Here is a 21,003-nt window from a genome sequence, read left to right as displayed (position 1 = left end):
CATGGATTTAAGAAAATATTATTATCCTAAAAACGAAGTTTAAAGAAGTGGAGGTGCCTTGATGTCTCACGGACATGGAAACGAACATAGAAGATTGATGGGCTTTTACAATGCAGCTAAATGGTCGATGAAGGGTGAATGTTATCTTGATATCTATGCTGACGAGCTAAACGATGAAGAAGAAGAACAGTTAAGGAGACACCTTGAAGATTTGGGTATTATTTTTGATGTTAGCGAGAAGGGCGTTATAAAGGGATACTTTGAAGGTAAGTATGAAAAAGTATTTCCTATCATGAGACAGCTTTTGAAGGAAGGCTGGAGTTGGTAGGTAAGAGTTTGACGAATCGTTGCTTTGGATTAGATTAATTCTGGGAGTGAACTGGATGGCCGCTTGAAAGGTTTAACCTTTCAAGAGGAAAGTCCGGGCTCTGCAGGGTCGGGGTGCCGTCTGCAAAGGCGGTTGGGGTGACCCACAGGAAAGTGCCACAGAGAAGAGACTGCCGAGCCCATATTAAATATATAGGCTCGGTAAAGGTGAAACGGTGGTGTAAGAGACCACCGCTTGAGACAGCAATGTCTCAAGGCACGGCAAACCCCACCCGGAGCAAGACCAAATAGAGGGACGATGGGTTGACCCTGCCCGATGCCTTTTGGCATAAGTCCCTGGGTAGGTCGCTTAGATAAATGGCCATCACCGAGCCTTTAATTTAATAAAGGCTCGGGACAGAACCCGGCTTATAGGTTCACTCCCTTTTTTTGTTTTATTCTGGTTTTTGGTATGCGATTGCCATTCTGAAGTGGCAAAGTTTGAAGTTTGTTTTCAGGCGGGATATTGACTCTGTTGCTCCCAGTATAAGATAGCCACCGGGATTGAGTATGTCGTTGTAAAAGGTGTCAATAACGCGCTGGCGCGATTGGTTGTCAAAATAGATTAACACATTTCTGCAGAATATGACATCCATCTTTCCGACTTTTCTTGACAGTCCAGGGTCAGTGAGATTTATGTTCTTAAAAACAACCTTTCTCTTTACGAAGTCTTTTATCTTGTATTTGCCAAATCCTACGCTATCGAAGTATTTTTTCTTAAGTTCTGGTGTTAACTCTTTTACAGAGTATTCGCTGTATATACCTTCTTTTGCCTTCTCGAGCACTTCATTTGATATATCGCTTGCCAAAACCCTTGCAGGTATTGCCTGCCCATATTTTTCCATTAGTGCTATAACGATTGTGTAAGGCTCTTCACCTGTTGAACATGCCGCACTCCAAACATTGATTGAGCGCTTCTTTTTTAGAAGTTCAGGGACTATAACATCTCTGAATGCTTCTATCTGTCTTATATGGCGAAAAAAGTATGTCTCATTTATAGTAATTGCATCAAACAGTGGCCCTAACTCTTGAGCTCCTTTTGGTGATTTTAGATACCTTAAATACTCTTCGAATGTGTTCAAACCCAGCTCTTTCAGCCTTTTTCTTAATCTATTTGTAAGTAAATACTCTTTTGATTTTTCGAAAAATATACCAGATTTCTGGTATATGAACTGGCGCAACTCTTCAAATGTTTTGGGATCCATTCTCTCGGACACTGTTTAAGACCTCTCAAAGTAAAGTTGTTTTGCGTTATCTATCTCTTCATAAAGTTTGAATGTAAAGAATGCTATATCAAATTCTTCCTGTAGTTTTGCTTCTTCTATTAAAAGTCTCCAACCTTCATCTTCTTCTAATATGAATTTGGCATAATTACCGCCAAAACCTATGCCTTTTGAGTATGTTAGAAGGTCTGCGACATGGACAACGGATACAAGCAATTTATTTTTAGCCTTTAACGGTTTATGGTGATATTCGACTATGTCTATTATCTCTTCTGGAAGTCCCCAGATAGATAGGAGTTTTGCACCGAGCATTGAGTGGTTTATACCGTATAATTCCATCTCTGCATCTATAAATGACATGCCGTTTTTGTATGCATGCTCTAATATCTCGTCTAAACTTTCTGGTGCGTATAGGTCTAAGAGAACCTTACCTATATCGTGGATTACTCCGCCACTGAATTCAGCCGAACTAAAGTTGAAATTTAAAATGTTTGCTATTATCTTTGCCGTTACTCCACAGCCAAAACAGTGTTCTAAAAATTTATCTCTGTTGAAATTTTTATGTAATGGCAGTTTTTTTACGCTTGATAGAATAACTGAAATCATCACGATGTTTTCAACCTGAACAAATCCAAGCAGATTGATGGCGTGATTGAGAGATGTTACTTCTCTTGAAAGTCCGTATAGAGAAGAGTTTGCTATTTTTAGTATTTGACTGACAAGGTTAGGATCTTTTTTTATGACTTCTTCTAAATGTTTTGATGTTGTGTTAGGGTCTCGTGTCAATCTTATGACTTCAAACGCTATGGCAGGGAATGCTGGTAAATCGTCTATCTGAGTAAGGTTGTCGTAGAGTTCCTTAACTCTATTCATGCCCATAAGTTTAGCGATAAAAATTATTTAGTCAAGTTTTTTAAAAAGTTTGCAAAGGTGTCTTGTGACATATAAAATTAAAGCATGTCTGAGTTATCTAAGCGATTGCTTGCTAAGGGCATAAAAGCTATAGAGTCGTCGGAGTATGAAAAAGCAATTATATATCTTTTGAATGCACTCGAAGATGACCCTTATGATGTTGAAGTGCTTATAGAACTTGGTCATGTTTATGGATTGAAAAACGAGTTTTCAAAAGCAGAAACTTATTTACTAAAAGCTTCCATGATTGACCCAAATAACTTAGATGTTTATAACAACCTTGCAATTATATACAATCTTACTGAAGAGTATGAGAAAGAAATAGATGTGCTTGTTAAGATTATGGAGAAAGGCTATGTTGATGCAGATGTGTGCATGAATATAGCTAACGCTTATTATGAATTAGGGAGATTAGAGGAGTCTATAGCATTTTACAAGAAGGCTATATCGCTTGATAATGAGTTTTTTGAAGCCTATGCCAATTTGGGTAATGCTTATATGTTTAAAAAAGAGTTTAGAAATGCCATTGAGTCTTATAGTAAAGCTATTGAGTTGGAGCCAGAAGCAGCATCGGTTTATACAAACTTGGGAATAGCATATCTTGAAATAGGAGAAGATGAAAAAGCCAAGAAGTGTTTTCAAAGGGTTGTTGATTTATCTCCTTCAGACCCTGTGGCAAGGTATAATCTCGGTGTGTTTTATGCAACGAAAAAGCAGGTTAAAAAGGCTTTAAAGGAGTATAAAGTTCTACTCAACCTTGACTCACAGATGGCTTCGAGTCTTATTGAGATTATAGATGCTAACAATTATGAAATAATAAGTTAATTTTTGTTCATTTTGAAGAAATCCTGTTTTAATAAGGATAACGGTAAATTTTTCTTTGTGTTTAGATATTTAATGCTTGATATATCAAATAAAAGAAAATATTTAGTTTTTGGTTGTTCCTGTGTTTATAGGAAAAATCGAGATTTGTGGTTGCAGTTCTTGCTATGATAGCAAATTATTGTTAAAGTAATTTAGTTATTGACATGAACATTGAGGTAAATAAAATGTAAAAGAGAAAAAATTTAAAGGGGGTGGGCTTTGTTCAATAGTAAGGATTTGCAGAAGTATTACCAGTCGCTTTTGAGAGATGTGGATAGGCGACTTGATGAGCTTTACTCTAAGGAAAGGGAAGAGGAGTTTAATCAAAAATTAAAAGAGAATGGGTTTAGTAGAAGGGATTTCTTGAAATGGGCTTCGTTTATTACTGCAGCTTTGATGTTGCCACCTGCATTTGAGTCAAGAGTTGCTAAAGCTGCAGCGATAAAAGAGAGAACGCCTGTCATCTGGCTTCACATGGCAGAATGCACTGGTTGTAGTGAGTCTTTTTTAAGAACAAGAGACCCTGATATAGCTACGCTTATATTTGAGCAGATTTCACTCACATATCATGATACTCTAATGATGGCAAGTGGCAAAAGGGTTGAGAAGCATTTAGAAGAAGCTATTCAGAGATATAAAGGTAGATATGTATGTATTATAGAGGGTGGCATACCAACAAAAGATGGTGGAATATATTTAAGAATAGGTTCAAAAGGTGAAACAGGCCTTGAAAGGGCGAGAAGAATTACAAAAGATGCGAAGTATGTGCTTGCTTTTGGAACATGTGCTGCTTTTGGTGGCGTTCAGGCTGCATACCCTAATCCAACAGGTGCAAAAGGCGTTAGAGACGCCTTAGGTATAGAAGTTGTCAATGTTCCTGGATGTCCGCCGAATAGTGTAAATATGGTGGGAACCTTACTTCACATATTGCTGTTTGATAGGGTGCCACCAACTGACTTGCTGTATAGACCTTTGTGGGCTTATGGTTCAAGAATTCACGACTATTGCGAGAGAAGGGCTCACTTTGATGCTGGCGAGTTTGTTGAAGAGTGGGGCGACGAAGGAGCAAAAAAAGGTTGGTGTTTGTATAAGATGGGATGCAAAGGTCCATTGACATACAACAACTGCTCAAGATACAGATTCAATCAAGGAACAAACTGGCCTGTAGGTGCTGGTCATGGTTGTATTGGTTGTTCAGAGCCCAATTTCTGGGATACGATGGCTCCATTTGAAGAACCAAACGATAAAGCGGGTATAAGAATACCAGGTGGAGGAGGCGTTGAAGCCACAGCAGATAAAATTGGAGAGATTGTTGCTGGAGCTACAGCTGCAGCTATAGGTGTTCATGCAGTGGGCAGCATAACAAGGGGTGCTGCCGAAAAATCATCGAAGAAGGAGAGTGAATAATGGCAGAGAAGAAGCATGTTGTTATAGACCCAATAACGAGAATTGAAGGTCATTTAAGAATAGAAATAGATGTAAAAGATGGGAAGGTTGAGAATGCCTGGAGTTCTGGGACACTCTGGCGCGGTATAGAACCAATTTTGCAGGGAAGAGATATTAGAGATGCTGGTCTTTTAGCTCAAAGAATTTGTGGTGTTTGCACTTGGGCTCATTATGAAGCAAATACAATGAGTGCTGAGGTTGCATTGGGTATAAGGCCTCCAACGAATGCAAGATTGATAAGAAACATGATAAATGCGAGCCAGTTTATGCATGACCATATAGTTCACTTCTATGCGTTGCATTCTCTTGACTGGGCTGATATTGGTGCAGCTTTGAAGGCTGACCCTGTAAAAGCCAATGAATTAGCTCACCAGTTTTCTAAAGCTCCTTACAATGCGTCAGTTGAACATTATCAAGCTGTTCTTGAAAAGCTCAAAAAGTTTGTAGCAAGTGGCCAGTTGGGGCCATTTTCTGGTGCCTATATGGGCAATCCTTTATACAAACTGCCGCCAGAAGGCAGTCTGATTGTCATATCACACTATCTTGATGCTTTGTATGTTCAAGTTATACTTGCCCAGATGATGGCTATTTATGGAGCAAAGAATCCACACCCACAGAGTCTCGTTGTTGGTGGTATTACAAGTGTTATGGATATGCTTGATGCAACAAGGCTGGGAGAATATACATCAAAACTTGAACAGGTGGGTGATTTTATTCAGCATGCCTATCTTGCCGATATAGATTTGATAGCTCATTTCTATAAAGATGAGTTTGTCGAAGGGTGGGGCTGCGGCTCTTATAACTTCTTAAGTTATGGTGGTTTTCCAGAGACGAACGATTGGGAAGCAGAGTATAGGTATCTTCCGCAGGGCGTAATTTATGATAGAGACCTTACAAAAGTGGAAAAAGTGGATGAGAAGTTTATAACTGAAAGCGTTGCTCATTCTTGGTACAAAGGCCCTGACAAAGGTGTTTATCCAGGAGAAGAGCATACAATCCCAGAATACACTGGCCTAAATCCCGATGGAACGATAAAAAAAGAAGGCAAATATAGCTGGGTCAAGGCTCCAAGATATAAAGGCAAAATGATGGAAGTAGGACCACTTTCCAGAATTCTTGTAGGATATGCATTGAAGCATAACAATATGAGAGAGATGCTGGACGCCTTTTTAGATAAACATAATGCCGATGTAAAACAGATGTTCTCAACCGTTGGAAGGACAGCAGCAAGGGCACTTGAGACTGCATATATCTGGTATGGTGCTCACAGATGGGTCGATGACCTTGTAGCAAACCTAAAGCAGGGCGATGAGAGAACATGGACACGCTTTGAGTATCCTGAAGAAGAGACTAATACAGCAGTTGCACTCTACGAAGCACCAAGAGGCTCACTTGCCCACTTTGTAAGAATAAAAGGTAAAAAGGTTGTTCACTATCAGGTTGTTGTTCCATCGACTTGGAATGCATCACCAAGGGATGAGAAGGGTCAGCGTGGAGCATACGAAGAGAGCCTGATAAATCTTCCTGTGCCAGACACAGAAGAGCCACTCGAAATTCTAAGGACGATTCACTCATTTGACCCATGCCTTGCCTGTGCAGTTCACATAACGGATGTTAATACTGGCAAGGTTAAAAAGTTTAAAGTAGAGGTCTAAAAATGAAGTGTCTGAAGAAAAAATATGAGTGGACTATAGGCATAAGGTTTCTTCATTGGATTACATTTATAGCTATAGCCGTCCTTACATTTACCGGCTTTTATATAGCCAGCCCTTTCTGGTTTGTTCATACGCCGGGAACAAAGGAAGCTTACAAGATATTCTCAATGGCGAATGTTAGACTAATTCATTTTATTGCAGCTTATGTGTTTATATTCGCCATCATATTAAGGCTTTATTATGCATTTTTCTCACGCCACGATGCAGATTGGAAGTATTTTCTCTTTGGGTGGTTGGATGTTAAAGGTTGGTTTTTGACGCTTAAGAATTACCTTACTTTCAAGCCTTACGGTGTTGAAGGTTTAAAAAGCGATAAATACAACCCTGTTCAATCACTCGCCTATTTTGCTTTTATACTCTTTTCTATTCTCCAGATAATTACTGGCATCATACTTTATACAATGAATGACAACTCAATAAGAGGCGTTGCTTTCGTTCAGAAACTTCTCTTTCCTGTTGTCCAGCTATTTGGTGGTTATCCCAATGTAAGAATTGCCCACCATCTAATCACATGGTTCTTTATCGTATTTGTTATTGCGCATGTTTATATGGTTATCGCACACGATATAGGCGAGAAGAACGGCTCGCTCTCTTCCATGTTTACGGGTTATAAGTGCGAAGAGAAGAATGAATAGAATTGCTGTTGTCGGGTTAGGGAACCTTCTGCTTGCCGATGAAGGCTTTGGGGTTCACCTAATCCGTTTTCTTCAAAAAAATTACATATTTCAAGGTGTCGATATTATAGATGGTGGCACGATTGGTTTTCAATTGATTGAGTATTTTCTAAATTATGAGCATTTGATTTTTGTTGATGCGATTAAGGTTGATGATAAACCAGGCAGTGTCTATAAATTTCCCTTAAGTGAAGTTCCGCCCAACTTGACATTTGTCTCATCAATTCATGAGATAGGTCTTGGTGATGTTTTGCATCATGTTGCTTTAATGGGAGAAGAAAAGGATGCCGTTGTCATAGGGATTGTTCCGCTTGCCATTACGCCAAATGAGTTAAGCATGGAGCTTACACCTTTGCTTGAAAGTAAGATAGAACCTGTCGCTAAGCTTGTGCTTGAAGAGATAGTAAAACTTGGTGGAAATTATGCACGAAGGAGCAATAGCTGAAAGTATAGTTGATATATTAAAGGATACAGCTAAAGAGAACAAACTAAACAAGATAACAAAGGTTGCTTTGAAGATTGGAAAGATGAGCGGTGTCATGATTGACGCACTGCTTTTTGCGCTTGATGCCTTAAGGAATGAAGAGAGTATAATAGAAGATGCCAAGTTTGAAGTTGTTGAAAACGACATAAAAGCACACTGTTTTGTCTGTGATAAGGATTTTTACTTTGAAGAGCTAACGGATATTGTGCTTGTATGTCCTGATTGCTCTATGCCACTTGAGATAATTGAAGGAAAAGAAATGGAAATTATTGAAATAGAAGGTGAATAGAGATGAAAAGGGTAATTGTTGAGAAAAAGATACTTGAAAGGAATACAGAATCAGCCCAGAGGATAAGGGAAATTTTGAAAAACAAAGGCATTTTTTCTTTAAATTTTATGTCATCTCCTGGTGCTGGTAAGACAACCATAATAGAAAAGACAATCGAAGCATTGAAGGACGAAGTCAGAGTATCGTTTATTGATGGCGACCTTGATACAGATAGGGATGCAGAAAGGGTAAAAAGATTGGGTGTTGATGTTGTGCAGATTAACACATCGGGTGCTTGCCATTTGGATGCAGATATGGTTTTGAAGGCTCTAAATAAGGTTTCGCTTGATTGCGATTTGTTGATTATTGAAAATGTGGGAAATCTCGTCTGCCCTGCCACATTTGATGTTGGTGCTGATAGAAATGTTGTTATATTAAGTGTTCCAGAAGGCGATGATAAGGTAAAAAAATACCCTGTTATGTTTAATGTGGCAGATGTGATTTTAATAAACAAGATAGACCTATACGGTGTTTTGGATTTTGATAGAGATAAGGTGTTAAAAGAGATAAGGGAAGTAAAACCTAAAGCAGAAGTGTTCGAGCTGAGTGCAAAAACCGGCGTTGGTTTTGATGAGTGGATTGAATATGTGAAGGACTTTATTCGCCAATGATTTTTATTAGGACTCTTTTGGGTCTTTGACCGTCGAACTCTCCGTAAAATATCTGTTCCCACGGTCCAAAGTCGAGCTTGCCATCCGTTATTGCGACAACGACTTCTCTGCCCATCACCTGTCTTTTTAGATGGGCATCACCGTTGTCTTCGCCCGTTAAATTGTGTTTGTAAAGTGATGGGTTGTGTGGAGCCAATTTTTCAAGCCACTCTTTGTAATCTTGATGCAAGCCCTTTTCATCATCGTTTATAAATACTGAAGCTGTGATGTGCATAGCGTTGACAAGACATAATCCTTCTTTTATGCCGCTCTCTTTTACGGCTTTTTCAACTTCTGGCGTTATGTTTATGAATTCAACCCTGTTTTTCGTATTGAACCAGAGTTCTTTTCTGTAGGATTTCATTGTTTACCTCCTAATCGTAGTGTGTCCACATCCTTATTATTTTTACGGCTCTTTTTTCTTTTATTATTTGATAGACAAGTCTGTGTTGTATATTTATTCTCCTTGAATAGGCTCCTGACAAATCCCCAACTAATTTTTCGAAAGGTGGCGGATTTTGAAAAGGGTCTTTTCTTAGTATATTTAACAATTTTTCCACTTTAGGTTTTAAACCAGCATTGGAAATCTTTTTAGCATCTTTTAGAGCTTGTTTAGTGTAATAGGTTTCCCAATTCACCATTCTATATCCTTTGAGCATTCTTCCAATGGAGTTTCTAACCCTTCTTTTATCGATTCTCTCATACCGGGTATATTAAGTAGATAAAGTGTTTCTTCTATAGCTCTCCAGTCTTCTTCCGAAAGCATAACAACACTATTTTTTTTACCTTTTATGGTTATTGGTCTATGTGATTCTGCGACTTCATCTATTAGCTTTTGTATTTTAGACTTTGCTTCAGATGCTGTAAGTGTCTCCATGGTTTACCTCCTTAACAGATTCGTGGCATTTTATCAGAGATGGGCATTCTTAAAATTCTTTTTGACCCAAATGCAGTTTTTAGAACAACCTTGCCTTCAAGCTCGCTTTTTACTTCTCCTATAATGGCTGCATTTTTGCCTTTCGGATTGTTTCTTAACATGCTAAGTGTCTCTTCTGCATCATCTTTGTCAACCACTATCACCATCTTGCCTTCATTTGCAGAGTAATATGGCTCTATGCCCAGAATTTCAGAAATTACTTTAACTTCTTCCCTTACAGGTATTGAGCTCTCTTCTATCTCAAACCCGAAGTTTTTGCTATAGCATAACTCGTTTAAACACATGGCAAGACCGCCGCGTGTTGGGTCTCGCATTATTTTTATCTTCAAATCGCTTTCTATGATGGGTAAAATTAGGTCTGTTAGATTCGCCACATCGCTTTTAAGTTCTGCATCGATGCCTAAGTTTTCCCTTTCATTTAGAATAGCAAACCCATGGTCTCCTATGTATCCAGATACAATGACCTTATCACCATCTTTTATGTCAGAGCCGTCAATTGCCCTTATTATCTTGCCTATGCCTGATGTGTTTATATAGACACCATCGCATTTGCCGTTTTCGACGACTTTTGTATCGCCACAGACTATTTTTACATTGGCATCTTCTGCTTCTTTTTTCATTGAGTCTGCTATTCTCTTTAATTGTTCTATCTCGAATCCAGATTCGATGATAAAAGCACTTGAGATGTAAAGTGGTTTTGCACCAACACATAGAAGGTCGTTTACAGTTCCTGAAATCGCAAGTTTTCCTATGTCTCCACCTTTGAAAAAGAGCGGTTTGATGGAGTGGGAGTCTGTTGTAAAGGCTATCTCACTCAAAATCGCAGCATCAAGCGAGTGTTCGGCTTTAAAGACTTCTTCTATAAGTTTGAGTGTAAGTTTGCCACCCGAACCGTGGTCGAGCGTTATTTTTTCAGATTTCACCGTATCCTCCATCAAACCAGTTTTTGCATGTGCCTTCATCTGACACCATACAAGGACCAATTGGATCTGCGGGAGTGCATCTTTTTGCAAACAGTGGACATTCAGTTGGTATTATATTGCCCAAAATTACATCACTGCATCTGCAACCCTTCTGATGCTCTATGTAAGAGTCAGAATAGTTTATTGAGAATTGCTTTTTGGCGTCCATTCTTTCATATTCGTCTTTTAGTTCGTATCCGCTTTCTGGAATTTCGCCAAGACCACGCCATAATGCATCAGTTAGATAAAAAACCCTATCCAAGAACTCAAGTGCTTTTTTATTGCCTTCGTATCTAATGACCCTTTTGTATGAGTTTTCAATCTTTGCTTCCTTTTTGTTTATTTGCTTTATTATCATCAAGACGGCGAGCATAACATCAACGGCTTCAAAGCCTGCAGCAACAGATGGTATGGAAAACTCATTAACAAAGCGCTCATAAGCCTTTAGCCCTGATATTGTTGATGCATGACCTGGCAGAATGAGTCCATCCATCGAGATTTTGCCTGACTTTAGAAGTGCATAGACACCATTTGGCGTGTATTTATGCACGCTATAGATGAAAAAGTTGTTCGGCAGGTTTATCTCTAATAAGGCCGCTGCTGTTGGTGCTGCCGTTGTCTCAAATCCACATGCAAAAAATATGCATGGCTTGTTTGTGTCTTTTGCTATCTCGATAGCATCGAATATGCTGTATATCATTTGAATATCAGCACCCATTGACTTTGCTTTGGAAAAAGAGAGCCTGCTTCCCGGAACTTTCAGCATGTCGCCAAATGTGAGTATTTTCACATTTTCTTTTAAGGCAAGGTCTATAATTGCGTCTATATCCCTTGAACTTGTAACACAGACAGGGCAGCCTGGCCCTGCGATTAAATTTATGTTTTGTGGCAATAAGTCCCTTAGTCCAAACCTTACGATAGAGTTTTCGTGTGTCCCGCAGATGTGCATGATTTTAACAGTTTTGGGAATCTTTGAAGCTTCCTGTTCTATTGATAGTGCTATTTTTTTCACAATCTCTGGGTCGTTGAATTTATCCAGATTCACTCCCATCTCCTTCCAAAACCTGCTCAAGCAGTTTCATGTTCTCCATGGCTTCTTTTTCGTCTATTTTCTCTATAGCACATCCTGCATGGACGATTACATAATCTCCGACTTTTAAATCATCAACCATGTGAAAAAAGCAGTGCCTTTTTACGCCACCTGCTTCAACAACGCCGTTCATTCCGCCATCGTATATCTCGACAACCTTCATGGCTATGCCAAGGCACATAATCTTCTCCTTCTAAGGTTCTTGGATCTTCAAAACAATTTTTCCGAAGTGCTTGTCTTCTTCCATTAATCTGTGCGCTTCTTTTACATTGTCTATCGGGATAATTTTCTCTATTATCGGCACTATTGTTCTGTCTGCGAATTTAGGCATTACATTTTCTCTGAATGCCCTTATTATCTCTGCCTTTTCTTCAACTGGTCTTGACCTTAAGACTGAGCCAATAATTTTGTGTCTTTTTACCATTACAAGGCCTAAGTTTATCTCTGCCTTTATGCCACTTATAACGCCTATGATTACAAGCCTTCCTGCGTATGCTAAGGATTTTATGTTTGGCATCAAATACTTTGCGCCGACATGGTCTAAGATTACATCAACACCCTTTTTATTTGTATATTCCTTTACGATGTCTGAAAAATCGGGTGTCTCTTTGAAGTTTATGACCAAGTCTGCACCCAACTCTTTTACTTTTTCTATCTTTTCTGGTGCGGCTGTTACGATGATTTTTACATTTTTCGTTAAAGCCCTTGTTATCTGAATGGCAGCTGTATTTACTCCACCACCACCACCATGGAAAATTGCATAGTTATTATCCTTTAACTCACCCAATAAAAACACATTTAAGTAGGCTGTTATATACGACTCGCAAACACATGCAGCTTCTTCAAAACTCATACTTTCTGGTATTGGTATCAGATGGTCTGCGTATGCAACGGCGTATTCTGCATATCCACCGCCACCAACAAGGCTCATAACCCTATCGCCAACCTTCCATCCCTTTACATCTTCGCCCAACTCTTCTATTATGCCTGCAACTTCAAGACCGAGTATTTCGCTTTCTCCGGGTGGTGGTGGGTATTTGCCTTCCCTTTGGACAAGGTCTGGCCTGTTTATAGATGTTGCTATTACCTTTATTAAAACCTGATTGGGTTTTGGCTTTGGTTTTTCAACATCAACAACCTTTAATACATCAATTCCACCGAATCCATCGCATATTACGGCTTTCATATACAACCTCCCTGAAAGTGTATTTTGTTTTCATCCACTTTTAGTTGTTTGCATGTTAGTTTGAATATTTGTATTGCAAAGTGAAAAAATTTTTCTGCGTCTTCAATTGTGGGTTTTCCGTAAGGTAAAAGGCCAAAGTCGGCAGGGTATCTTGAACTTATATATAAACTGTTTAGTTGCTCCAAAATTTCTTCATCATTTATCTTTATGTATGCCTTTACTTTTTCGTATAAATAAATCAGGCTATGAACCTTTGGTATTTCTATTTCATTATCTTCTAAAATGGCCTTGAAGGATTTTTCTATTGCTTGTTGAGAGTGAAAAGCAACAATGTTTGTTAGATACTCTTTATTTATTATTTCCTTTATCGTGAGCAAGTCATCACACGCTGCCTTTAGCCACTCTCTTGTTATCTCTTTTTTCATAGATAACCTTGCCTTCTCTCATTATTTTTCTTGAAAACATACTGTCTAATTTTAGGAATTTCTCATGCATCTTTTTTGTATGGACGATTAAATCTATCTGAATCTCTTTTTGTAATTCCCTTAAAGCTTTTGAGTATTTCATGTATAGTTTACTGTTTTCCTTTAAACTGGAAGGAATAAACTCATCGTTTGTTATTATGTATAAATCTATGTCGCTGTTTTTGTCAGGTTTTCCATAAGCATAAGAACCAAAAAGTATGATTTTTTGTGGGTTAAGTGGTTTTAATTTTTCTATTATTCTTTCTGTTAGTGTTTCTATCTTTTTATTCATTAACATACCTATTTATCATGTATATCTGTCCTAATGCTATGCCGCCATCATTTACAGGCACTTTTGTGTTTGTTATAACCTTTAAACTGGCTTTTTGTAATTCGTTATACACCGTTCTAAAAACCAATTCATTCTGAAACACACCACCACTTAATGCTATAGTTTTTATACCTGTTTGTTTTGCAATATTCAATGTATTTTGAACAACAGCATTACAAAATGTATTGTGGAACATTTTGGCAAGTTCAGGTTTTGGCCTTTTTTCAAAAGCGATTTGTCTAATTGTCTGTAAAAAATCTATCTCGAAATTTTTTATGTTATAATCAAATCTCTCTTCTGTATCTGATTGCATTGCTGCATAAGTTAGGTTTATGGCTGCTTCGGCTTCATAGCTGCTTGTTTCTGAAATACCAATTAAAGCGCTTACGATATCGAATAGTCTTCCTGCAGAGCTTGTTTTTGTTGGTTTTGCAAGTTTTATGAACTTTGCAAACTCTTTATGTTTATCAAATAATCTATGTTCAAAGGCCTTTTCACCGAAGAGATTAAAAAGCAGAAGCATAGCGAGTCTGTAAGGCTCTTTTATTGCTTTGTCGCCAAATGCAAATGGCATGTATGAGATATGTCCAACCCTTTCTATTTTTTTGTCTTTGATGAAAAACTCACCGCCCCAGATATAGCCGTCATCACCAAAGCCAGTGCCGTCTAAAATAACTCCAATTGCCGGTTCTTCCGTTTTGTTTTCGAATAGAACACTTGCAAAGTGGGCTTTGTGATGTTGTATTTTTATCACATTTTTAAAATTCTCATCTGCATAGTTACTCGATAGGTAATCAGGGTGTTTGTCGCTTGCGACAATATCTGGTTTAAAGTTAAAAAAATTTACGAAATCTTTAACATTTTTTTTGAATCTTTCGTAATTTTCGAACTCTTCTAAGTTGCCAATGTATTGAGAAAGGATAATCTTATCTTGAAGGCTTATTGCTATATTGTTTTTTAAATCGGCACCAACTGCCAGTATGTTGGGTTTTGTTTTTAGGTTTAAATACACTGGTGCATATCCACGAGCAAGTCTAAATATGAGCGTTTTGTTGGAATTTACCATGACTATTGAGTCTTCAATAGGTCTTACAATTCTTCTGTTGTTGGTTAGAATGTAATCAGCTCTTTTGAAATTTAGAGCATCCTTATCTTCGTATATTAGTGGTTTGTCTGTTAAGTTTGCGCTTGTTGCTACTAAAAACTCAATGTTTGAGAAGTAAAACAGAAGAATGTGAATGGGTGCATAGGGTAGCATAACGCCAAGATAAGGGCTGTTCAGTGTTGCGTCTTTTAGAAAATTTGACTCTTTCTTTTTTAGTAAAGCAATTGGTTTTACTTGGCTTTTTAGAAGCTTTTTCTCTTTTTCTGACACAAAGCAATGTTTCTCAACCGTTTCAATGTTTTTGACTATAACGGCAAAGGGCTTGTTTTCCCTGAATTTTATACTTTTTAGTTTCTTTATTGCATCTTTATTTAAAGCATCGCATATCAGATGATAACCGCCTATGCCTTTAAGTAGAATAACAGCACCGTTTTTGAGCTCTGTGCAGGTTCTCTTTATGGCTTGTATGTTTTTTGATATAATTTTTTTATCTCTAATTAGAAAATACTCAGGCCCGCAGCTGTTGCAAGCTATAGGTTGAGCATGGAATCTTCTATCTAAAGGGTTTGAAAACTCTTTCTTACACTCATCACACATCTTAAAATGTCTCATTGTTGTTTTTTCTCTGTCGTATGGTGTCGCAGTTATGATTGAAAATCGTGGGCCACAGTTTGTGCAATTTATGAATGGGTGTAAAAATCTTCTGTTGTTTTTATCAAGCAGTTCCATAGCACACTCATTACATATCCCCAAATCTGGCGGAACAAATGCCGCACCTTCACTCCCAGTTGACTCCCTTATAAAAAACCTATCGAACGCTTTCTTTTTTATCTCTGCCTGCTTTATCTCTATTGAGTCTATAGAAGCGTTAACAGGAGAGTTGTCTATTATGAGCTTTTCAATTTCTCTTTTTGTTAAATTAGCTTCAAGATAGATTTCAACGCCTTTTGATGAGTTTTTTACCCATCCATAAAACTCCCTAAAGGCTCGATACATAGATGGTCTAAAGCCAACGGATTGAACCGTGCCAATGATGAGAATTTTAAAGGCTCTCATAAAATGCCCATAGGGTGTATTAAATTGTTTTTTATGAGAATATCTTTATTGTCCAATATTGATGCGTCGGATATTTCGGCTATTCTATGCTCTGGACTTAGGATTATGCATTTATCTGCTAAAAGTTTTGCAAGTTTTATGTTGTGTGTGGCTATTATAATGGTTTTACTTTTCTCTTTTAACTGTTTTATGAAATCAATCACCCACCATTGGGTTTTTGGGTCGAGCGAGAAGATTGGTTCGTCTAAAATCCATACATCAGGGTTAAGTGTGTATATTGAAGCTATTGCTACCTTTTTCTTTTCTCCTTCGCTTAGGTTAAATGGGAAATTATCGAGCAGATGTTTTATACCTATATCTTCTGCCGCTCTATTTATTGTTTTTTCTATCTTGTCATTAGAGTAGCCGAGCTGAAGTGGTGCAAAGGCGAGTTCATCTTTTACGGTTGGAAGAAAAAGTTGTGTATCTGGGTCTTGAAATACAAAGCCCACCTTTTTTCTGAAAAATTCGTTAAATCTTTCACTCTTTATTAGTTTATCGGTTAGTTTCTTATTGAAGGCGTACGCTTCTCCTTTCGAAGGAAGTATTAGGGCGTCAATTATCTTTAAAAGTGTTGACTTGCCTGAACCGTTAGCTCCAAGTAGTATAGTGCATTTTGATTCTTCTATGTTTAGATTTATATCTTCTAAAGCCAAAAAGCGATTGTTGTATAAATAGCTTACTTTTTTTAAGGTAAATACATATTCCATAAAATGACCAAAGCAAAGGAGAAAACAGAAATCAATATCCAGATTATGTCCTCTTTTTTTATGGATGTTTTTTCTTTGAATAATTCACTGGTTTTGTTTGTGTATCCTCTGGATAGAAATGCCATATATATGTTATCGCTCAGTTGAATAGATTTTTGCATGAATGCTCCTGTTTTGTTTCCTAAAAATCTGTATTCGTCTTTCAGGGATGGTTTTATTTCTCTGCTTAGTTTTGCAAAGTAATTACTTTCGACCATTTTTACAAGATTGAAGATGTATCTGTATCCTATGAGTAGAGTTAGAATAGCATTCCATGAAACGGCAAGGCTTCTTAGAGCTGCAATGAGCTTTGTCCACTTTGTTGTTAGAGTTAAAAGAATTGTTATTCCTACAGATGCTGATACTCTTAGTGTGAGCATTAATGCTGTCTCTAAGCCCTGTTTTGTTATATTTAATCCCAATATGTGGATAAGCACATCTCCGGGTGTTACAAAGCTAAATATGGAAGGAATAGCTATTATTGCGCTAAACAAAGGTATAAATAAAAACCTTTTTAAAAATAAGGGTAATGGTATTTTGGATGCGTATGAGACGCTTATAGATAAAAACAGAAAAGCTGCAAGAAGCAATAACGATTTCACTAAAGATATTGATATTAGAATTACTACTGTTCCTATCAGTTTGATTTTGGGTTCAACTCTTTGGAGAAATCCGTCTTTTAGTAAAAACTCGGTTTCAAATATTATTTTTTCTGTAGCTTCTGAGAGTTCGAATAGCGTTCTTTGGGTTGCTTTCATTTATTTTTTGCTAATATTTTGCCCACTACATACATAAGAAGCATAACCAATAGAGAACCTATAATGGCGGATGCTATGTATCCTATTGTATCGTTTGTGCCTTTTATTGTGTAATCTGAGAAAGGAGCAGACCAGAAATCTGCAAATCTTTTTAATCCATAAGGTATATAACCTAACATCTTGGCAAGTTCTTCTTTTGACCACTCTCCCCAGGCGTCACCAGATGCTATAAGACCCAAAGGGCTTAGTATGGCTAACACTCCAAGTAGTATTAAAAGCTTTTTATAAAGCGACATTGTTGTCATTTTTTTCCTCCCATATATAAGAGAGATTTTTTTGCAAAAATGCGAATACTGCGCCTGTGAATATGGCTTCTGCAAAACCAGCTATAGTAAGATGGGCTATCATCATTGCTGGTACGGATTGGGATAAAGAATATGGACAGTATAATGGAGTTCCATTTGCTGTATGGTAAAGTAAAGGTTGGATTCCAAGCTCGATTGAATCAAGGAGTGCAGCAACATTTATTCCTACATAACTTGCTATTGCTGCTGCGAGCCATTTGTTTTTCATCTTTTTTGATAGGAGTTTATAAGTTATATATCCACTAAAAGGTAGAGCTATAGCCATATTAAACACGTTTGCACCATAGGCTAATATTCCACCGTCTCCGAAAAATATAGCTTGTATCAGTAATGCACCTGAAACTCCGAGAACAGCTTCCCAAGGTCCAAGCGTTATTGCTATCAGGGTTCCACCTATAGCGTGGGCAGTCGTTCCACCGGGAACGGGAACATTGAACATCATTATAATGAATGAAAATGCGCTTAAAATTCCAAGGAGTGGAATTGTTTTTGAGTCTAATCTTCTTGAAACCTTTTTTGCTGCAATTATGAGTGTGGGTATAGAAACTGCGTACATAACTGCACATGTCTGCGGGCTTAGGTATCCATCAGGAATGTGCATGAATCCCCCCTTGTTTTTTAGACATCTTTTATCATTTGTTTGGAGAATTTTCAAGTTATCTGTTTAGAAAATATTCTTCGTCAATTTCCGTTTCTTTAAGTACTTTTATTTTCTCTCTTTTTAGCGATAATGCCCATTTTATTATTTCTTTTAGCTCATTCTTTCTATTTGTTGAATATTTGTTTATGTACATGCTTTTATCGGCTTCTTTGAATAAATCATCTGGGTCGTCGAATTCTCCGTGTTGAACTGCGAATCCCCATGATGCGCTAATTCTTAATTTCTCTTTTTTGTTATTCTCTCTAATTTTCTCGAATATTCTTGCTGCCAGAACTGTTGCCCCTTCTTCGTCAGTGTTTGGCATTAAGATAGCAAACTCATCTCCTCCAATTCTTGCTACAACATCGTTTCCACGAGATGTGGTTGAAAGTATTTCGGCTATTTTTAGAATGAGTTTATCGCCTATTTCATGTCCGAGTATATCATTTGCTATTTTTAAACCGTTTAGGTCGAACAGCATGAGTGTAAGTGGATAATTTCTTTTGTTAAACAATCGTTTTAGTTCTTCTTCGAAATATCTTCTGTTGTATAGACCTGTTAAACTATCGTGGAAACTTAGATACTCGAGTTGTTTGTTTTTTATGTGTTTTTGCGTTATGTCATTGAAAGAAATTATTACTAATGGTTCTTTGTCCATACTTAGTGGAGCAGTATAGACTTCAAACCATCTACTTTTTCCGTCTACAGTGGTTATATTTATTTCACAACTTTCGCAAGTTTCTTTTCCGTGAATAATCTTTAAAAATTTGTATTTTATACCGTCCGAGAGATTTAACTCTTCTAATTTGAGACTGGATTTATCTTCAACACCCAATAGTTTTTTTGCAAATATATTGACGTATCGAATGTGTGCTTTTTTGTCTAAAACAATTATGCCCGTTTTTATTTTATCTAAAAATGTTTCAAATGTTTTCCTTATTTTTTCCCTTTGTTTAAATGTATCTACTGTGTCAGTTATATCTCTAAATATGCAAACAACGCTTCTGTCGTCTAACTTATACATGGTTAATCTCACTGTTTTGTTCATATAAGGGCATTTTGTTGTTAGTTCAACTGTGCGATTGTAGTTGAAAGCAATTTCTATTGTTTCTTTAATGTTTTGTATGTTTTTAAATATCTCGTCTATTCTTTTTCCTTCTATTTGTTGTTTTTTCATTGCTGGGCAACTGAGCAAAACATGGTTTGCAAAGGTAAGAACAAATTCTCCATTTTCGTTGCGTTCGAATATACTTAAACAGCTTGGCATATTTTCTGCCAATGATTCAAATCTGTTTAGGAGTTTTTCTATTTCTCTGTTTTTGTTTTCAAGTTGCTCAAATAGTTCGTTTACATTTCTTGCTATATTTTCTATTTCTTCTATTTCCATGTTTTTAAGTTCTATTCTTGAACCTTCTTTGTATTCTTTGAAAAATTTTACAATCTTTGATATATCTTGACTTACAGGTTTATGTATTATCTGGATAAATACCAATGACCATATAACAGCAGCAAGTAAGATAGATAAAATTAGAGAGAGAATAAAGAGATTTTTTGTGTATTTGTTTATATTTTCTTTTAAAATGTTTTTAAAATTAGGAAACACAGCTTCAAAATTTTTAGGAGCGCAAGAACCTATCACCCAATTAAATGGTTTGTAATAGTAAAGATAAACAATTCTTCTTTTTTTTAGTTTATTTTCATGAAATGGCCAAATTAATTCAGTTGTTAGTGTTCCCGTTTTGGTTAGTTTGCTCAGGCAATCTGCTATGCAGGGTGTTCCGTCTGGGTAGGTAATTTTTGTCTTTATAGTTGTAAGACATCTTTGGTTTTTTGGTAATGAAATTTTAGGAGAATAAAAAATCATTTTTACTGGGCATTGCTGTGTTTGATTTATTTTTATTATAAAGACAGATGGATTTGAGAATGATGAAAATGCGTATGATATTTCCTTTAAAATGAATTTCTTTGTATCTTTTTCAAAAGTCGTTATAAATCTTCCACAACCTATATACCAATTAAATGGTTTAAATTCTTTTACGTAAGCTATCCTTTTGTTTACTCTGCCTTTTAATAAAAATTTACCGTATACAAAGCCTTCTTTAAACTTTCTAACAATTTCTATTTCTTGCTGGATAAATTTTGCGTATTTTTTGTTTTTTAAGAGATTTTTGCCTATCAGTTTTTTTTCTGGACTTAGAATTTCAACGCCATTAAGGGAAGTTATGAAATAGTATCCTTTTCCTCTATCAAATACTTGATATCTTAAAGCATCCAATATTCTCTCTTTTATTTGGTCATCTGATAGTATGCCGTGATATTTCTTATAAATATTGTAGGCTATATACCAAGCCCTGTAATCACGCTCTTTTAAAGTTTCCTTGAGCTGTTTGTATGCTCTTTCTCGTTCAGAATTTATCATATCTACGATGTTTCTTATTTGGCTTCTTTCGAGTTGAATTTCCCTTTTTATGTGAACATGTTTATTAAAGATTGATATATCATTACTTACAGTTCTTGTAAAAAAGAAACCCCAAACGACGGATATTACTAAAGCAATTACTATAGCACTTAAAAATATAAAAAGGGACGATAAGCGTTTAAGTTTTATCTTGTTTTTCATAAAAAGTCCGACTTTCCCTTTTAGTTTACCGCTTTACTT

At 36.8% G+C, this 21,003-nt stretch carries 25 protein-coding genes and 1 other RNA gene; 9 read left to right on the top strand and 17 right to left on the bottom strand.

What is annotated here, in order from left to right; genetic code table 11:
* Nucleotides 1-61 precede the first annotated feature (61 nt).
* Together G415_RS0106190 and rnpB are read left to right on the top strand one after the other, a co-directional pair.
* Entirely contained in the window at nt 62-328 is a 267-nt protein-coding gene (locus G415_RS0106190; RefSeq protein WP_022670768.1) for a hypothetical protein, read from the top strand.
* A 43-nt stretch (nt 329-371) separates the two neighbouring features.
* An RNA gene (gene rnpB / locus G415_RS10975) (RNase P RNA component class A) lies at nt 372-754 on the top strand.
* Between the two features lie 7 nt (nt 755-761).
* Here rnpB and G415_RS0106185 read toward each other — a convergent pair.
* Nucleotides 762-1,571: a CheR family methyltransferase gene (locus G415_RS0106185; protein ID WP_022670767.1), complete on the bottom strand. Its 810-nt coding sequence runs from the start codon at nt 1,569-1,571 to the stop codon at nt 762-764.
* 15 nt (nt 1,572-1,586) lie between these two features.
* Complete coding sequence (locus G415_RS0106180) at nt 1,587-2,462, bottom strand: HDOD domain-containing protein (RefSeq protein WP_022670766.1); 876 nt, start codon at nt 2,460-2,462, stop codon at nt 1,587-1,589.
* Nucleotides 2,463-2,546: 84 nt separating this feature from the next.
* Between G415_RS0106180 and G415_RS0106175 the strand changes: the two genes are divergently transcribed.
* From G415_RS0106175 to hypB, 7 genes are all read left to right on the top strand, one after another.
* On the top strand, nt 2,547-3,326 hold the full coding sequence (locus tag G415_RS0106175) for a tetratricopeptide repeat protein (RefSeq protein WP_022670764.1): 780 nt from the start codon (nt 2,547-2,549) through the stop codon (nt 3,324-3,326).
* 258 nt (nt 3,327-3,584) lie between these two features.
* Nucleotides 3,585-4,772 carry a hydrogenase small subunit gene (locus G415_RS0106170; protein ID WP_022670763.1) on the top strand — a complete coding sequence of 396 codons (1,188 nt, stop codon included), beginning with the start codon at nt 3,585-3,587 and terminating at the stop codon, nt 4,770-4,772.
* A complete protein-coding gene (locus G415_RS0106165; protein WP_022670762.1) occupies nt 4,772-6,466 on the top strand; it encodes a nickel-dependent hydrogenase large subunit in 1,695 nt (564 codons plus the stop codon). Before G415_RS0106170 ends, G415_RS0106165 begins: the two co-directional genes overlap by 1 nt.
* Before the next feature lie 2 nt (nt 6,467-6,468).
* Nucleotides 6,469-7,161: a Ni/Fe-hydrogenase, b-type cytochrome subunit gene (cybH, locus tag G415_RS0106160; RefSeq protein WP_022670761.1), complete on the top strand. Its 693-nt coding sequence runs from the start codon at nt 6,469-6,471 to the stop codon at nt 7,159-7,161.
* On the top strand, nt 7,154-7,645 hold the full coding sequence (locus tag G415_RS10050; RefSeq protein ID WP_022670759.1) for a HyaD/HybD family hydrogenase maturation endopeptidase: 492 nt from the start codon (nt 7,154-7,156) through the stop codon (nt 7,643-7,645). Before cybH ends, G415_RS10050 begins: the two co-directional genes overlap by 8 nt.
* Entirely contained in the window at nt 7,623-7,973 is a 351-nt protein-coding gene (locus G415_RS0106150) for a hydrogenase maturation nickel metallochaperone HypA/HybF (protein WP_022670758.1), read from the top strand. The genes G415_RS10050 and G415_RS0106150 overlap by 23 nt, the downstream gene beginning before the upstream one ends.
* A gap of 2 nt (nt 7,974-7,975) precedes the next feature.
* Complete coding sequence (gene hypB, locus G415_RS0106145) at nt 7,976-8,623, top strand: hydrogenase nickel incorporation protein HypB (protein WP_022670757.1); 648 nt, start codon at nt 7,976-7,978, stop codon at nt 8,621-8,623.
* On the opposite strand, the gene G415_RS0106140 is transcribed toward hypB, so the two are convergent.
* From G415_RS0106140 to G415_RS10760, 15 genes are read right to left on the bottom strand one after another with little or no spacing between them, the layout of a single operon-like run.
* On the bottom strand, nt 8,610-9,026 hold the full coding sequence (locus G415_RS0106140; RefSeq protein WP_022670756.1) for a secondary thiamine-phosphate synthase enzyme YjbQ: 417 nt from the start codon (nt 9,024-9,026) through the stop codon (nt 8,610-8,612). The two genes, hypB and G415_RS0106140, sit on opposite strands and share 14 nt — an antisense overlap.
* A 10-nt stretch (nt 9,027-9,036) precedes the next feature.
* Nucleotides 9,037-9,303: a Txe/YoeB family addiction module toxin gene (locus G415_RS0106135; RefSeq protein WP_022670755.1), complete on the bottom strand. Its 267-nt coding sequence runs from the start codon at nt 9,301-9,303 to the stop codon at nt 9,037-9,039.
* Entirely contained in the window at nt 9,297-9,539 is a 243-nt protein-coding gene (locus G415_RS0106130) for a type II toxin-antitoxin system Phd/YefM family antitoxin (RefSeq protein ID WP_022670753.1), read from the bottom strand. The genes G415_RS0106135 and G415_RS0106130 overlap by 7 nt, the downstream gene beginning before the upstream one ends.
* Before the next feature lie 11 nt (nt 9,540-9,550).
* Nucleotides 9,551-10,522 carry a hydrogenase expression/formation protein HypE gene (hypE, locus tag G415_RS0106125; protein WP_022670752.1) on the bottom strand — a complete coding sequence of 324 codons (972 nt, stop codon included), beginning with the start codon at nt 10,520-10,522 and terminating at the stop codon, nt 9,551-9,553.
* Complete coding sequence (hypD, locus tag G415_RS0106120) at nt 10,512-11,606, bottom strand: hydrogenase formation protein HypD (protein WP_022670751.1); 1,095 nt, start codon at nt 11,604-11,606, stop codon at nt 10,512-10,514. Before hypD ends, hypE begins: the two co-directional genes overlap by 11 nt.
* Nucleotides 11,593-11,832: a HypC/HybG/HupF family hydrogenase formation chaperone gene (locus G415_RS0106115; RefSeq protein WP_022670749.1), complete on the bottom strand. Its 240-nt coding sequence runs from the start codon at nt 11,830-11,832 to the stop codon at nt 11,593-11,595. The genes hypD and G415_RS0106115 overlap by 14 nt, the downstream gene beginning before the upstream one ends.
* A 12-nt stretch (nt 11,833-11,844) precedes the next feature.
* Nucleotides 11,845-12,837, bottom strand: coding sequence for an NAD(P)H-quinone oxidoreductase (locus G415_RS0106110; RefSeq protein WP_022670748.1), 993 nt, complete (start codon nt 12,835-12,837; stop codon nt 11,845-11,847).
* A complete protein-coding gene (locus G415_RS0106105; protein WP_022670747.1) occupies nt 12,834-13,262 on the bottom strand; it encodes a HEPN domain-containing protein in 429 nt (142 codons plus the stop codon). The genes G415_RS0106110 and G415_RS0106105 overlap by 4 nt, the downstream gene beginning before the upstream one ends.
* Nucleotides 13,219-13,593, bottom strand: coding sequence for a nucleotidyltransferase domain-containing protein (locus G415_RS0106100; protein WP_022670746.1), 375 nt, complete (start codon nt 13,591-13,593; stop codon nt 13,219-13,221). Before G415_RS0106100 ends, G415_RS0106105 begins: the two co-directional genes overlap by 44 nt.
* Nucleotides 13,586-15,793: a carbamoyltransferase HypF gene (gene hypF / locus G415_RS0106095; RefSeq protein WP_022670744.1), complete on the bottom strand. Its 2,208-nt coding sequence runs from the start codon at nt 15,791-15,793 to the stop codon at nt 13,586-13,588. The genes G415_RS0106100 and hypF overlap by 8 nt, the downstream gene beginning before the upstream one ends.
* Nucleotides 15,790-16,542, bottom strand: a complete 753-nt coding sequence (locus G415_RS0106090; RefSeq protein WP_022670743.1) for an energy-coupling factor ABC transporter ATP-binding protein — start codon at nt 16,540-16,542, stop codon at nt 15,790-15,792. The genes hypF and G415_RS0106090 overlap by 4 nt, the downstream gene beginning before the upstream one ends.
* Nucleotides 16,521-17,339, bottom strand: a complete 819-nt coding sequence (gene cbiQ, locus G415_RS0106085; RefSeq protein ID WP_022670742.1) for a cobalt ECF transporter T component CbiQ — start codon at nt 17,337-17,339, stop codon at nt 16,521-16,523. The genes G415_RS0106090 and cbiQ overlap by 22 nt, the downstream gene beginning before the upstream one ends.
* Nucleotides 17,336-17,644 (bottom strand): PDGLE domain-containing protein, encoded by a 309-nt coding sequence (locus G415_RS0106080; protein WP_081639340.1) that lies wholly within the window; start codon nt 17,642-17,644, stop codon nt 17,336-17,338. The genes cbiQ and G415_RS0106080 overlap by 4 nt, the downstream gene beginning before the upstream one ends.
* The gene (gene cbiM, locus G415_RS0106075) at nt 17,622-18,305 is read right to left on the bottom strand and encodes a cobalt transporter CbiM (RefSeq protein ID WP_026939620.1); all 684 of its coding nucleotides are present in this window, start codon (nt 18,303-18,305) and stop codon (nt 17,622-17,624) included. The genes G415_RS0106080 and cbiM overlap by 23 nt, the downstream gene beginning before the upstream one ends.
* A gap of 55 nt (nt 18,306-18,360) precedes the next feature.
* Entirely contained in the window at nt 18,361-20,964 is a 2,604-nt protein-coding gene (locus tag G415_RS10760; RefSeq protein ID WP_022670741.1) for a cache domain-containing protein, read from the bottom strand.
* Nucleotides 20,965-21,003 lie beyond the last annotated feature (39 nt).

The organism is Hippea alviniae EP5-r, assembly GCF_000420385.1.
Taxonomy (GTDB): Bacteria; Campylobacterota_A; Desulfurellia; order Desulfurellales; family Hippeaceae; genus Hippea; species Hippea alviniae.
The sequence above is the reverse complement of the archived record's forward strand: the minus strand, read 5'-3'. Positions and strand labels throughout refer to the sequence as shown.

What these genes read in the sequence shown, in the direction of transcription:
- G415_RS0106190 (WP_022670768.1), top strand. Translation starts at nt 62, where the DNA reads ATGTCTCACGGACATGGAAACGAACATAGAAGATTGATGGGCTTTTAC.
- G415_RS0106185 (WP_022670767.1), bottom strand. Translation starts at nt 1,571, where the DNA reads ATGGATCCCAAAACATTTGAAGAGTTGCGCCAGTTCATATACCAGAAA.
- G415_RS0106180 (WP_022670766.1), bottom strand. Translation starts at nt 2,462, where the DNA reads ATGAATAGAGTTAAGGAACTCTACGACAACCTTACTCAGATAGACGAT.
- G415_RS0106175 (WP_022670764.1), top strand. Translation starts at nt 2,547, where the DNA reads ATGTCTGAGTTATCTAAGCGATTGCTTGCTAAGGGCATAAAAGCTATA.
- G415_RS0106165 (WP_022670762.1), top strand. Translation starts at nt 4,772, where the DNA reads ATGGCAGAGAAGAAGCATGTTGTTATAGACCCAATAACGAGAATTGAA.
- cybH (WP_022670761.1), top strand. Translation starts at nt 6,469, where the DNA reads ATGAAGTGTCTGAAGAAAAAATATGAGTGGACTATAGGCATAAGGTTT.
- G415_RS10050 (WP_022670759.1), top strand. Translation starts at nt 7,154, where the DNA reads ATGAATAGAATTGCTGTTGTCGGGTTAGGGAACCTTCTGCTTGCCGAT.
- G415_RS0106150 (WP_022670758.1), top strand. Translation starts at nt 7,623, where the DNA reads ATGCACGAAGGAGCAATAGCTGAAAGTATAGTTGATATATTAAAGGAT.
- hypB (WP_022670757.1), top strand. Translation starts at nt 7,976, where the DNA reads ATGAAAAGGGTAATTGTTGAGAAAAAGATACTTGAAAGGAATACAGAA.
- G415_RS0106140 (WP_022670756.1), bottom strand. Translation starts at nt 9,026, where the DNA reads ATGAAATCCTACAGAAAAGAACTCTGGTTCAATACGAAAAACAGGGTT.
- G415_RS0106135 (WP_022670755.1), bottom strand. Translation starts at nt 9,303, where the DNA reads ATGGTGAATTGGGAAACCTATTACACTAAACAAGCTCTAAAAGATGCT.
- G415_RS0106130 (WP_022670753.1), bottom strand. Translation starts at nt 9,539, where the DNA reads ATGGAGACACTTACAGCATCTGAAGCAAAGTCTAAAATACAAAAGCTA.
- G415_RS0106115 (WP_022670749.1), bottom strand. Translation starts at nt 11,832, where the DNA reads ATGTGCCTTGGCATAGCCATGAAGGTTGTCGAGATATACGATGGCGGA.
- G415_RS0106110 (WP_022670748.1), bottom strand. Translation starts at nt 12,837, where the DNA reads ATGAAAGCCGTAATATGCGATGGATTCGGTGGAATTGATGTATTAAAG.
- G415_RS0106105 (WP_022670747.1), bottom strand. Translation starts at nt 13,262, where the DNA reads ATGAAAAAAGAGATAACAAGAGAGTGGCTAAAGGCAGCGTGTGATGAC.
- G415_RS0106100 (WP_022670746.1), bottom strand. Translation starts at nt 13,593, where the DNA reads ATGAATAAAAAGATAGAAACACTAACAGAAAGAATAATAGAAAAATTA.
- hypF (WP_022670744.1), bottom strand. Translation starts at nt 15,793, where the DNA reads ATGAGAGCCTTTAAAATTCTCATCATTGGCACGGTTCAATCCGTTGGC.
- G415_RS0106090 (WP_022670743.1), bottom strand. Translation starts at nt 16,542, where the DNA reads ATGGAATATGTATTTACCTTAAAAAAAGTAAGCTATTTATACAACAAT.
- cbiQ (WP_022670742.1), bottom strand. Translation starts at nt 17,339, where the DNA reads ATGAAAGCAACCCAAAGAACGCTATTCGAACTCTCAGAAGCTACAGAA.
- G415_RS0106080 (WP_081639340.1), bottom strand. Translation starts at nt 17,644, where the DNA reads ATGACAACAATGTCGCTTTATAAAAAGCTTTTAATACTACTTGGAGTG.
- cbiM (WP_026939620.1), bottom strand. Translation starts at nt 18,305, where the DNA reads ATGCACATTCCTGATGGATACCTAAGCCCGCAGACATGTGCAGTTATG.
- G415_RS10760 (WP_022670741.1), bottom strand. Translation starts at nt 20,964, where the DNA reads ATGAAAAACAAGATAAAACTTAAACGCTTATCGTCCCTTTTTATATTT.